Below are 12,641 nucleotides of genomic sequence, written 5' to 3' on the forward strand. Positions count from 1 at the left end.
GGGGCAAACTACTTCGCCGCCAGCAGGCAAAGCTTTAGCGCCACATTGTAAGAGGCCTCAAACGCCCGCAGCGGTAAAAACTCAAAGCGAGAATGGAAATTGTGCGCGCCGGTAAAGAAGTTCGGCGTCAGCAAGCCTTTAGCCGACAGCGCCGCGCCATCCGTGCCGCCGCGCATGGGGATCACCTTCGGCTCAATCCCCAGCTCATCCAGAGCGGCAAAAATCAAATCAATGGCCCGGCGGTCATCGGTAATGGCGTTACTGATGTTGCTGTAGGTATCGCTGAGGCTGAACTCCACGCGTGCGGTCGGGTACAGCGCGGCAATCTTCTGCGCCACTTCGCCAATTTGCTGTTTGCGGCGTTCAAAGTTGGCCAAATCGAAGTCGCGAATATTGGCCTTCAGCAGCGCTTCGCTTTGTGAAGCCTGCATCCCGTTAAACCAGACATAGCCTTCGCGCCCTTCGGTGTGTTCAGGCGTTTGTTGGCGGTCAAAATGGCTAATGTAGTCCATCGCCATCAGCAGCGGGTTAACCAGTACGCCTTTGGAGGACATCGGATGGCTGGTCACGCCGGTGAATTTCAGCTCCGCGTGGGCGGCGTTGAAGTTTTCATACACCACTTCGCCCAGCTCGCAGCAGTCAATGGTCCACGCGAAGTCCACGTCAAAACGTGCCAAATCCAGCGCTTTGGCGCCACACAGGCCAATTTCTTCATCCGGGACGAAGGCCACCACGATGTCACCGTGCCGGTGCTCTGGCGTCAGGTTTTCCAGCAGCGTCATCACCACCGTGACGGCGGCTTTGTTGTCCGCGCCCAGCACGCTGGTGCCGTCGCTGAAGATAATCTCTTCGCCAGGATAGGCGTTGATTTCCGGGTGCTCCGCCGTGCGCAGCCAGATGTTCTCTTTGGCGTTCAGGCATAAATCTTCGCCGGTGAAGCGCAGGATCTGCGGATGAATGTCCGGGGAAAGGCCAACGTCAACGGTATCAATGTGCGTAATAAACCCCACACGCGGTGCGCCAGCGACGTTGCCTTTCTTCACGGCGGTTACCGTGGCGTGCTCATCAATCACAATATTTTCAAGGCCCAGAGTGCGCAGTTCTTCCGCGAGCAGGCGGGCCATTTCGTGTTGTCCTGGGGTACTGGGCAAGCTGCTGACGCGCGGATCGCTTTGGCTGGTCACCGCCAGATAACGAAAGAAGCGCCGGGTGAGCTGCTCGCTGAGCGACGAAGACATAGTGTTTCCTTATTGTTCGATGTTGTTTGTTGGCAATGTAAATTTAATGTTATTTATTAAGGCGCTTTGCACAAGCTTTATTCATTCAGGGTCAGGACAAACACCACAGGAAGACAGCGATGAAAACAAAGATTACAACGCTTGCACTTGCCGTAGCGGCGCTCTCCATCAGTACCAGCGTGGCGGCCAGCACGCTGGTTTATTGCTCCGAAGGCTCACCGGAAAACTTCAACCCGCAGCTTTACACCTCGGGCACCAGCGTGGATGCCAGCGCGGTGCCGGTTTATAACCGACTGGTGGATTTTAAAGTTGGCACCACCGAACTGCAGCCCAGCCTGGCGGAGAGCTGGGACGTCAGCGAGGACGGCAAAGTCTATACCTTCCATCTGCGTAAAGGCGTTAAGTTTCAGAGCAACAAATACTTTAAGCCCACCAGAGACTTCAACGCGGACGATGTCATTTTCTCGTTTATGCGCCAGAAAGATCCTAAGCATCCGTACCACAACGTTTCCAACGGCAATTACTCCAACTTTGAAAGCCTGGAGTTTGGCAAGCTGATCACAGCGATTGATAAAGTGGATGACAACACCGTGCGCTTCACGCTGGCGCACCCGGAAGCGCCGTTTGTCGCGGATTTAGGCTGGTATTTTGCCTCGATTCTCTCTGCCGAATACGCCGATGTCATGATGAAGGCCGGCACGCCGGAACGCGTCGATTCCGACCCCATCGGCACCGGGCCGTTTGAGCTGAAGCAGTACCAGAAAGATTCCCGCATTCTCTATACCGCTTTCCCTGATTACTGGCAGGGCAAATCAAAAATCGACCGTTTAGTGTTCTCGATCACGCCGGATGCGTCGATCCGCTACGCCAAACTTGAGAAAAATGAATGCCAGGTTATGCCGTTCCCGAACCCGGCGGATTTGCCGCGCATGAAGGAAAACAAAGACATCACGCTGATGCAAAAAGCGGGTCTGAATACTGGTTTTCTGGCATTTAACACCCAGAAACCGCCGCTCGATAACGTGAAAGTGCGCCAGGCGCTGGCAATGGCGATTAACAAACCGGCCATTATCGAAGCGGTGTTCCACGGCACGGGCATCGAGGCAAAAAACCTACTGCCGCCGGGCGTGTGGAGCGCGGACGATAAGCTCAAGGATTACGATTACGATCCTGAAAAAGCAAAGGCGCTGCTCAAAGAAGCCGGGTTTGCCAACGGCATGAGCATTGACCTGTGGGCAATGCCGGTTCAGCGTCCGTATAACCCGAACGCTAAACGTATGGCAGAGATGATTCAGGCCGACTGGGCGAAAGTTGGCGTGACGGCGAAAATTGTCACCTACGAATGGGGCGAATACCTCAAGCGAGTGAAGGGCGGTGAGCACCAGGCGGCGCTGATGGGCTGGACGACGGCCACCGGCGACCCGGACAACTTCTTCGGGCCGCTGTTTACCTGCACGTCGGCCAACGGTGGGTCTAACTCATCCAAATGGTGCTATCAGCCGTTTGATAAACTGATTCTCGAAGCCCGTGCCGAGGGGAACCACGATAAGCGAGTTGAGCTCTACAAAGAAGCGCAGCAAATGATGCACGACCAGATGCCTGCGGTGATGATTGCCCACTCCACGATTTTCGAGCCGGTGCGTAAAGAGGTGACCGGGTATGAAATTGATCCGTTCGGGAAGCATATCTTTTATCAGGTGGATGTGAAGAAGTAACTGAACTGGCGCAGGGAGAGAGCAGGCGATCTGAGAATACATTCTTTGTAAGTTTGGATATTTTCCGTTCACATATTGATCTATTGTCCATGCAAGTTCAGAGACAGTGAACGTGTCAGGGGGCATTACGCCATGCCCCCTGACAACCCCCGGCGCCCGGCGAGCTCATCGCCGCTGAAGCGGTAAACCCAGCGGCTATCACCCAAACATTCGGGGTCGTTCGCGATTCGTTCCCGACGATCGCTCTCTTTCGCTGTTCCCGACAGCTCAACCCCGCCTGAGTTGGGTCATAGCCGGGGGCGCTGAGAGCCGGGAACAAGGGCGTGGCTGTGGAACTTTCAGCAACGTTAACGTTCCGTGTGGCTGCGGGTATAAAGCGAGGCACGGTTCCGGCTTAAATCGCCTCCGTTTTCTCTCCGACTGGCCAGGGTCCGGCCGTCGGGAACGGCCGGAGGCTGAGAGCGTCGGGAACGCATCTCAGCCGACCCAGGACTGGGAGATAAAACGGAGGTTTGCCGCTTCAGCGGTCGATTTATTTGGCCGGGAGTCCGGGTTCTTAGGGGAGTGACGGTGGCTCCCCTAAGACGTTCACTGGTGCGGTGGCTGAGGTCGAAGCTGTACTTGAGGTGAACGGAACATCCTGAACACCAATCAACCGCTACACCGTACTACGCTCGCTCACCGCCTCCACTGGCGCAGTTGCCGTCGCCTGATTCGCCTGTTGCTCCTCGCGGAATTTCAGGTTATCCCAGACCCGGAAGAACGGGTAATACATCACCAGCGAGATAGCCAGGTTCACAATCTGCAGAATCGAGCCGGAAACATGGCCGCCTGTCGCTAAATAACCGCTGACGATAATCGGCGTGGTGAACGGCAGCGCAATCCCCGCAGGCGGCGCTACCAGACCTGTTGCCATCGCCGTGTAGGAGACAATCACCAGCACCACCGGGGTCAAAATAAACGGCACCACCAGGTACGGGTTCATCACCAGCGGAATGCCAAACACCATCGGTTCGCTGATGTTAAACAGGCTGCCCGGCGCGGCAATTTTACCCAGCTGCTTCATTTGCACACTGCGGCTGCGGATCAGCATAAAGATCACCAGACCTAACAGCGCCCCGGTGCCGCCAGGGGCGATCCACAGGTCATAGAACTGCTGGGTAATGATGTGCGGGATAGGCAGGCCGTTCTGGAATGCCGCCAGGTTCTCGGACATATTGGTCAGCCAGACCGGGCGGATAAACACCAGCACGATGGTGTCGCCGTGCAGGCCGAGTGTCCACAGAATACCAATCAGGATCACCGACACGATCATTCCCGGTAACGAGCCGCCAATGTGGCTCATCGGAATGCCGACCAGATCGGTGATCATGGTGTTGATGTCACCAAACGGCGTGGCTTCCACCAGCAGGCGAAGTGCCAGCACCACGGCCAACACGCAAAAACCCGGCACCAGCGCGAGGAACGATTTTGCTACCGCAGGCGGCACGCCCTCCGGCATGCGGATCACCAGATTACGGTTGCTGATAAACCGGTAAATTTCGGTAGAAAGCAGGGCGATCAGAATGGCGACAAACAGCCCCTGGCTACCAATTTGCCCCATGGGCAGCACGCCCTTCACAAACTCAGCGGGCCCCCCGGACGGCGGAGTGAACATAATGTTCTGCGGGATGGTCATGATAAAGGCTACCAGCGACACCGCCCCGGCGGTGAGCGGGTCGATGGTGCGGTATTTTTCGGCCAGACGATAGGCGATCCCGAAACTCGAAATAATCGCCATGATGTCATAGGTCGCTTTGACCGGATAAAGCAGCTTGGTCTGCCACGTGGCACCAAACAGATCGGTCATTAGCTGGGGGTAACCCGGCACCGGCAGATAGGCGAAAATCAGGAAGAACGAGCCAATCAGCATGAACGGCATGTTCAGGATGATCCCGTCGCGGACGGAAAGCACGTGCTTTTGCCCGGCGATTTTCAGCGCCACGGGCAGCACATATTTTTCAAGAAACGATTTCTTTGCGGACACGGTTACCCCTGTCCCGGCGCATGGCCGGGCATTATTGTTATTGATTTCTGTTGTGGGGTGGGCGTAAAGCATCGCCCACCGGTAAGCGGCGCTAATTAAACTGCGGCAGCCACGCCTTGTTGCTTGCAAGCACTTCATCGAGCAACGCCTGAGCGATATTCACGTCAGCCACCAGCGGATTCGCTATCAGGGCCAGGAGCGCCTGCTGCTTATCGCCGTGGACCGCCGCTTCAATCGTCAGTCGTTCAAAGTCTTTCACCTGCTGGGTCAGGCCATTCATCAGGGGAGGAAGTTTGCCGAAGGCCAGCGGATGGGCTCCCAGCGCGTCGATCACGCAGTTGGTTTCAATCACCGCGTCGTCCGGCAGCCCCTGAATAGCGCCGTTGTTGGCGGTATTCACCACCATCTGCTTGCCGAGGTTATTGTGCAGGGCGTCGATAAGCTCCAGGGCCACTTCGGAATAAAACGAGCCGCCGCGCTGGCTCAACTGCTCCGGCTTTTTGTCGAGCTGTGGGTTGGCGTACAGCTCAAACAGCTCGGCCTCGACTTTCATTACCTGTTCGGCGCGGGTGCCTTTCCCGTTCGCCGCATCCGCCAGCTCGTCTTTGAGCATGGTGCGGGTTTGCCAGAAATAGCGGTGGTACGGGCAAGGGATCGCTTTCAGGGCTCGCAGCAGGGCTGGCGGCCACGGAATCGCTTTGATGTTGTTCATCGACAACTGCTCGCCATCGCACAACATCTCAATCACCTCGGCGGTCGCGTCCCGCCCATTGGCAATCACCTCGTGCACCCACACCATGTGGTTGAGCCCGGCGAAGCGCAGCGTGACTTTGTCGTAAGGCAGTTGGAGCATGTCAGCGATGGTGTGGTGCATGGTCACCGGCACGTTGCACAGGCCAACAATGTTGGCGGCGCTGTAGCGGGAAACTGCCTCGGTGACGATCCCCGCCGGGTTGGTGAAATTAATAATCCACGCATTCGGGGCCAGGCGCTCCACGCGTTTAGCAATGTCCAACATCACCGGAATAGTACGCAGTGCTTTTGCAAAACCACCGACACCGGTGGTCTCCTGGCCTAGCAATTCGTGGCTGAGGCCCAGGCGTTCGTCGGCGGCGCGAGCGGGCAGTTGCCCCACGCGAAGCTGGGTCAGCACAAAGCTGGAACCCACAATCGCAGCGTCTGGTTCGTAATGCACCGTCACTTTGACCTGTTCCAAACCTTTGCTGTCGAACATGCGGCGAGCCAGCGCGGCGATGATTTCAACCTTCTGGCGGCCCGCTTTTACATCCACCAGCGCCAGCTCCGTCATCGGCAGGGCGGCATGGCGCAGAATCAGGCCTTCAATCAGTTCCGGGGTGTAGCTGCTGCCCCCGCCCACAACGGTAATTTTCATTGGTTTCTCCCGGTTATCAGGCCATCAGAGTTATGGCTTTATCCAGCACGCGGTCGCCGCGCATGGTGCCGTAATCCATCATGTCGATCACCGCCACGGGTTTGCCGAGAGGAGCCGAAAGCTCGGAAAGGCGGGCCAGTTCGAACTGCACCTGAGGGCCGAGCAGCACCACGTCGGCGCTCTGCAGGTGACTTTCAATTTCGGCCACAGACACCGCGTCAATTTGAATGTCCAGGGCGCGTTTTGTGGCCTCGGCACGCATTTTTTGCACCAGCATGCTGGTGGACATCCCTGCGGCACAACACAACATGATCTTTTTCATTACCTTTATCCTTCAAATTGAAAACGCGTTTCAAACAACAGCGCGTTTATTCAGCATGTATGAAAATTATTTTCATGACCGTGATCTGCGTTGGATTATTGGTTTCCCGAATGTTAAAGGAATAACAAGACTTTTACGGAGGAGGGTGAAACGGCGGCAAGGCATCGCGGCAAAGTTAATTGAAAAATAATTTCAACGCATTATGATGATTTATCCGCCTGTGACGCAGACACAAGGAACCTTTCAGCGATGGATATTGTTTATCACCTGGTCCATGGGTTAGCCGACTCTTCTCCCCAGGAAACGCGGCTGGCCCGCTTTTTTCTGGAGAATTTCTTCCAGCTACCGGATGCCACCATGGAGCAGCTGGCGGCGCGCGCGGGTGTCAGTCAGGCTACGCTCCAGCAGTTCGCGCGTACCATCGGCTGCAGCGATATGAATGATTTCCTCGGCCAGGTTCGCCACCAGCAGCACGACAGCCGGGTACAGGATTTGCTGGCAGCGCCGTCTCAACTGCTGGGGGATGCCGCCTGGGTGGATAATGACACGCTGCAGTTTCTGGCCAACCGGGGCGGCGTGGCGAAAGACGTGCTGGAGCGCTTTTCTCATTCCATAGGGCGGGATGCTGAGGGCGACATTATCAGCCGGATCCGCCAGCGGCTGGCGGAGTTCAGCCAGCAGGAAGCCAGAGTTGCGCAGGCTATTTTGCACGATCCGGGCTTTGCGTCGTCGGCGACAATCGACCAGCTTGCCCAGGCGGCGGGCGTCAGTCCGGCCACTATCACGCGCTTTGCCAGAGCCGCAGGCTGCGACGATATTCGTGATCTACGCATGAAGCTGGCGCAGGCCAGCACCGCCATACCGGGTAGCGAGCTACCGGCTTCCTGGCAACAGCGGTTGAGCGGCATCCAGCAGGCGCTAACTCAGCAACTGGAAACGCTTCCGGAAGCTAATGTTTCGCGCGCCGTTTTGCTGCTGAAGCAAGCGAAAGCGATTCATATTTTCAGCGCAGGCGCGGCAGACACGCCTTTTGCCAGCCTTTTGCAGTACCGCCTGCTGACGCAGGGCCAGCCCGCCAGCGTCTGTTATGATCCTGCCCTGATGAGCTTCACCGCCTCAATGCTGAATCGCGAGCAGGCGATGATCGTCTTTGCCAGCTCGACGCCGGACAGCACCTTGTTAGCGGCCGTGCAGCAGGCCAGGCGGCAGGGCGCAGCCATCGTTATGGTGACGAAAGATCCCGCCAGCGCGGGGCAGGCCGGTGACGTCTGGCTGCCTCCCGGGGAAGGGCATTACGGCGCATTATTGATTGTTGACCTGCTTTGCGATGGGCTTGCCGCCCCCGGCGATGAGCGCGCGATCTGAGTTTTGACGTCAAGGCCGCTTAACCCCCACACAAAGTGTCGTTTTTTGCTATACCTGAAAGGCTTATACCCACAAACAGGATCAAACGATGCGGAGCAAAACGTATTTTAAAGTGGCTTGTCTGGCAGGTTTATTAGCGCTGGCGGGGTGTGCTTCAAAAACCACCGCGCCAGAAAAATACTCTGGGTTTCTAAAAGATTACTCCGGTCTTCAGGAGACAAAATCAGCTACCGGTAAAACCGTTATGCGCTGGGTTGACCCGAACTTCAAACCCGGCAACTACGACAGCCTGGTCTACAATCCGGTGATCTACTACCCGACGCCAAGGCCCACGACCCAAATAGGCCAGAACACGCTGGATGGTCTGCTGACGTACACCAACACCAAATTAAAAGCCGCGGCGGCGCAGCGGAAACCGCTGGTCACGACGCCAGGCCCGCACAGCCTTATTTTCCGGGGCGCGATCACCGGCGTGGACAGCAGCAAAGAAGGGCTGCAGTTCTATGAGGTGATCCCGATTGCGATGGTTGTCGCAGGCACGCAAATGGCCACCGGGCACCGCACCATGAATACCGATCTCTATTTCGAAGGCGAACTGATTGATGCGGCAACCAATAAGCCCGTTTTACGCGTGGTCCGTAAGGGCGAAGGGAAAACGCTCAGCAACGAAAATGCCAAAGTCACCGTCGATACCCTGAAACAGGTTGTGGATGATTTGGCCACCGATGCCACGATGTTTGACGTGCCGAATAAATAACCTTTTTTGCAAACAAAAACCGCAGCCCTGAACAAGCTGCGGTTTTTTATTACGCCAGCTTTCTCCGCCACGGCAGCCACTGTTCCGGCTTAGCAAACATCACCAGGTTACCCAGCAGGATCATCACCAGCCCAAGCACGGCGTTCGCGTGCCAGACGTACCCTTCGTAAAGCGTCGACAGCGTCAGCGCCACCAGCGGGAAGAGCAGCGTACTGTAGGCGGCCTGGCTCGCCCCGATGCGGCCTACCAGGGTGAAATAGGCGCCAAAGGCTATCACCGAACCAAAAATCGCCAGATAAAGCAGCGAGCCAAGGTAGCGCACGGTGAAATCCGGCATAAACGATTCGCCGCTCGCCAGCGCCACGACGCCCATAATTGCCGTGCCGTAAAACATCGCATAGGTATTGGTGGACAGCGTTTCCAGGCCCCGGCCTTGATGGCGGGCACTGATCATATTCCCCAGCGAAAAACCAAAGGTGCCGAGCGCGCTAAGGCCGATGCCGATCAGCAGCGAAGGCGCCAGTTGAGTGGCTGCAAGATCGTGCCAGAACAGGGCCACGATGCCGGCAATGCCCAGCGCGGCGGCGGGCAATACGCGGGGAGACGGTTTCTTGCGGAAGAACAGAAAATTGTTGAAGGCGTTGAACAGCACCGCCATTGAGAAGATCACCGACTCCAGACCGGAGCTGATATAGGCCGCCGCGTGGTAGAAGCAGAAGAAGTTGAAGCCGAACACGCACGTGCCCTGCAGGACGCAAAACAGGTGGTCTTTGAGCCCGATACGCTTCAGGCGGCCCAGCGCGAGCAGCACAACAAGCATCACCACGGCCGCCACGGCAAAGCGCCAGAAAATAGACACGGGAACTGAAACGACCCCCTGTTGCATATAAATGGCAATCCAGGTCGTTCCCCAAATCACCACCACCAGAATATAAAGCAAAGCGTTCATTGTTGTTCTCGTCAGTCAAAACCAGATGACGAGTCTCCTTTTTTTTCCGCTCTGCGACTTTCATCCGGGCCAGCGACTTGCATATTCTTGCGGTTTTTTTTCACGGCGGCAGTGGCGACGGCGGCGCGCAGTCCTTACACTAGCCATTATGTTCCAGAAGCCGACTCCCGCTATGACCGCGCCATACCACGCCTTTGAAAACCTGCAGCAGCACAAAGCCCGCCTGAACGGCAGCGTTCAGCTTGGCTCAGGGATTCAGCTGGCCGCCTGGTCCAACGGAAATGACTGCATTACCCAGCGCTGCGATCACCACACGCTGAGCCTGTACGTGACCGAAGGGTACGAAACGTATCAAAAAACGAGCTCAGGCTGGCGCAACGGCGGCGGCCCGGATCGCTTCTGCATTATGCCGGAAGACAGTGAGTCAACCTGGGACGTGCGGGATGACTTCTCGTTTGTGCACCTGTACTGCACCGACGAGCATTTGAAAGAGATTGCCGCGCAGATTTGGGACCGCAGCCCGGCGGCCATCAACCTTGATGAAAAAACCTTTGCCGACGACCCGCGCATAACCCAGCTTTATCGTCACTTTCTGCTGAGCAGCGACTGGCAGCAGCGGGCTAATCACCTGACGCTAAGCACCGCCTCTACGCTGCTGTTGACGCATCTCGTGCAGCATTACAGCAGCGTGCAGTGGAAACTGCCGACGGTGCGCGGCGGGCTGGCGCCGGCGGTACTGCGCAATGCCCAGGCGTATATCGAGCAGAACCTGAGTGAAGCGCTGACCCTGGGTGAACTTGCCCGGCTGGCGGATCTCAGCGAATACCACTTTGCACGTATGTTTAAACAGTCCACCGGCCTGGCGCCACATCAGTACGTGATGCAGCGCAGAATGGCAAAGGCGGAAATACTGGTTCGTCAGGGAAAACTGACGTTGACGGAGATCGCAATGGCCTGCGGGTTTAGTTCGCCCAGCCACTTCAGCACCCGCTTTAAAAGCGTCTTTGGCGCAACGCCCTCGCAGCTACGCGCGCTTCAGCCTTGAAAGCGCGGTGTAGCAAATCCCCCCGGCGATCACCCCCCAAAATGCAGAGCTGACGCCCAGCAGATTGACGCCTGAGGCGGTCACCAGAAACGTCACGACGGCGGCGTCTCTGTCGCGCTCGTGGTTCAGCGCCTGATGCAGGCTTCCGGCAATGGTGCCCAGCAGAGCCAGCCCGGCAAGGGTATGGACCCAGGCGAGCGGCAGGGCCGTCAGCAGCGTCGAGATCGCCCCGCCAAACAGGCCGGCCAATAAGTAAAATACCCCAGCAGCAGCGGCGGCAAGCCAGCGTTTGTCTTTGTCGGGATGGGCTTCAGCGCTCTGGCAAATGGCGGCGGTGATGGCGGCGATGCAAACCGAAAATACCCCGAATGGTGCCAGCAGCAGGGCTATTAACGCCGTTACGACAATCAGCGGTGAAACCGGGACTTTGTAGCCGGAGGCCGCCAGCGTGGCGACGCCGGGGGCGTTTTGCGAGGCCATGGTCACCAGGAAGAAGGGTACGCCGATGCCCAGCAGGCTGGCGAGGCTAAATGAGGGGGCGATGAATTCCGGCACCACGACAGAAACCGGGACGCTCCCGGCGTGAAGCTCGCCGCTGATAAAGCAAATCAGCAGACCAACCAGCATGGCGACAACCACGGCATAGCGCGGGGCAAACACCTTCGCCAACAGCCAGCCGGCCAGCATACTGATGCACAGTAAGAAGTGACCCTGTAACGATGTGAAGGTGTCGAGGCCAAACCGCAGTAAAACCCCGGCCAGCATGGCGGCGGAGAGCGTAGGCGGGATCAGGCGCATCAGCCTGGCGAACAGCCCGGTGAGGCCGCAGATCAGGATCAGCCCAGAGGCGAAAATAAAAATGCCCACCGCCTCGTTCAGGCTGTAGCCCGGCAGGCTGGTGGCCAGCAGCGCCGCGCCCGGCGTGGACCAGGCTGTGAGTATTGGCGCGCGATACCATAGCGTTAACCCCAGCGTGCTGATGCCCATCGCCAGGCCCAGCATTGTCAGCCAGCCAGCGATTTGGTGTGGGCTGGCACCTGCGGCATCTGCCGCCTGCCAGATAATGGCGGCGGAGCTGGCATAGCCGACCAGGACGGCAACAAAACCGGCCAGAACGGTGGGAAACGGGGGCAGAGAAAGGCGCATGGTTGGCTCGCTGTGCGTTATAACGTCCGGGGAATATAGCATCGTGCGTTATAGCGCACAAGGCGCTATACTGCGCCCTTAACGGGAGGAGAGAATGGATATAGCGCAACATCTGGCAAACACCCTGAAAGGCCTGCGTCAGGCCAGAGGCTGGAGCCTGACCTTCGCGGCGGAACAAACCGGCGTGTCGAAAGCGATGCTCGGGCAGATCGAGCGCAACGAATCCAGCCCGACCGTCGCCACATTATGGAAGATTGCCACCGGCTTTAACGTGCCGTTTTCGGTTTTCCTCGAAGTCGGTTCCGCGCCCGTTCGCCCGGTCTTTGACCCGCAGCACCGGGAAATGGTGGTGGTGCCGATTTTTCCTTACGATCCGCACCTGCGTTTTGACCACTTTTCTATTCGCCTCGCCCCCGGCGCGCTCAGCGAGTCGTCGGCGCACGACAGCGGCGTTATCGAGCATGTGGTGGTGATAAGCGGCGTGTTGGATATGAATGTTGACGGAGAATGGCAGACGTTGCAGGCCGGAGATGGCTTAAAATTCTACGGCGATAGCCCTCACGCGTACCGTAATTCAGGTGCCGATGAGACGCATTTTCACTCGCTGATTCACTATCCGGTGACGACGGCATAATCCCTCTGTTTTTGCGCGGGGGAAGTGACTACAATAGCCGCCTTTCGCCAT

Annotated in this window: 11 protein-coding genes; 5 read left to right on the top strand and 6 right to left on the bottom strand. The window is 57.4% G+C overall.

Annotated elements, in window-relative coordinates; all coding sequences use genetic code 11:
* Positions 1 to 8: 8 nt before the first annotated feature.
* Positions 9 to 1,238: a peptidase T gene (pepT, locus tag WFN87_RS09860; RefSeq protein WP_336982700.1), complete on the bottom strand. Its 1,230-nt coding sequence runs from the start codon at positions 1,236 to 1,238 to the stop codon at positions 9 to 11.
* A 119-nt stretch (positions 1,239 to 1,357) separates the two neighbouring features.
* Here pepT and WFN87_RS09865 point away from each other — a divergent pair, with 119 nt between their 5' ends.
* The gene (locus tag WFN87_RS09865) at positions 1,358 to 2,953 is read left to right on the top strand and encodes an ABC transporter substrate-binding protein (protein WP_172741887.1); all 1,596 of its coding nucleotides are present in this window, start codon (positions 1,358 to 1,360) and stop codon (positions 2,951 to 2,953) included.
* Between the two features lie 658 nt (positions 2,954 to 3,611).
* On the opposite strand, the gene celB is transcribed toward WFN87_RS09865, so the two are convergent.
* From celB to WFN87_RS09880, 3 genes are all read right to left on the bottom strand, one after another.
* On the bottom strand, positions 3,612 to 4,979 hold the full coding sequence (gene celB, locus WFN87_RS09870) for a PTS cellobiose transporter subunit IIC (RefSeq protein WP_008460739.1): 1,368 nt from the start codon (positions 4,977 to 4,979) through the stop codon (positions 3,612 to 3,614).
* A 91-nt stretch (positions 4,980 to 5,070) separates the two neighbouring features.
* Positions 5,071 to 6,372: a 6-phospho-beta-glucosidase gene (locus WFN87_RS09875; protein ID WP_336982703.1), complete on the bottom strand. Its 1,302-nt coding sequence runs from the start codon at positions 6,370 to 6,372 to the stop codon at positions 5,071 to 5,073.
* Between the two features lie 16 nt (positions 6,373 to 6,388).
* Complete coding sequence (locus WFN87_RS09880) at positions 6,389 to 6,694, bottom strand: PTS sugar transporter subunit IIB (RefSeq protein ID WP_008460736.1); 306 nt, start codon at positions 6,692 to 6,694, stop codon at positions 6,389 to 6,391.
* A 249-nt stretch (positions 6,695 to 6,943) separates the two neighbouring features.
* On the opposite strand from WFN87_RS09880, the gene WFN87_RS09885 reads away from it, so the two are divergent.
* Together WFN87_RS09885 and WFN87_RS09890 are read left to right on the top strand one after the other, a co-directional pair.
* Complete coding sequence (locus WFN87_RS09885) at positions 6,944 to 8,059, top strand: SIS domain-containing protein (RefSeq protein WP_166994216.1); 1,116 nt, start codon at positions 6,944 to 6,946, stop codon at positions 8,057 to 8,059.
* An 88-nt stretch (positions 8,060 to 8,147) separates the two neighbouring features.
* Positions 8,148 to 8,816, top strand: a complete 669-nt coding sequence (locus WFN87_RS09890) for a DUF3313 domain-containing protein (RefSeq protein ID WP_336982705.1) — start codon at positions 8,148 to 8,150, stop codon at positions 8,814 to 8,816.
* Between the two features lie 49 nt (positions 8,817 to 8,865).
* On the opposite strand, the gene WFN87_RS09895 is transcribed toward WFN87_RS09890, so the two are convergent.
* Positions 8,866 to 9,765, bottom strand: coding sequence for a DMT family transporter (locus WFN87_RS09895; protein ID WP_336982707.1), 900 nt, complete (start codon positions 9,763 to 9,765; stop codon positions 8,866 to 8,868).
* Positions 9,766 to 9,937: 172 nt separating this feature from the next.
* On the opposite strand from WFN87_RS09895, the gene WFN87_RS09900 reads away from it, so the two are divergent.
* A complete protein-coding gene (locus WFN87_RS09900) occupies positions 9,938 to 10,810 on the top strand; it encodes a helix-turn-helix domain-containing protein (RefSeq protein ID WP_166994219.1) in 873 nt (290 codons plus the stop codon).
* Here the strand turns inward: WFN87_RS09900 and WFN87_RS09905 are convergent.
* Complete coding sequence (locus tag WFN87_RS09905; RefSeq protein WP_336982708.1) at positions 10,790 to 11,956, bottom strand: benzoate/H(+) symporter BenE family transporter; 1,167 nt, start codon at positions 11,954 to 11,956, stop codon at positions 10,790 to 10,792. The genes WFN87_RS09900 and WFN87_RS09905 overlap by 21 nt on opposite strands.
* 94 nt (positions 11,957 to 12,050) lie before the next feature.
* Between WFN87_RS09905 and WFN87_RS09910 the strand changes: the two genes are divergently transcribed.
* Entirely contained in the window at positions 12,051 to 12,590 is a 540-nt protein-coding gene (locus WFN87_RS09910; protein WP_336982709.1) for a helix-turn-helix domain-containing protein, read from the top strand.
* Positions 12,591 to 12,641: the final 51 nt, after the last annotated feature.

It is taken from the genome of Cedecea sp. AS113 (genome assembly GCF_037152415.1).
Lineage (GTDB): Bacteria > Pseudomonadota > Gammaproteobacteria > Enterobacterales > Enterobacteriaceae > Cedecea.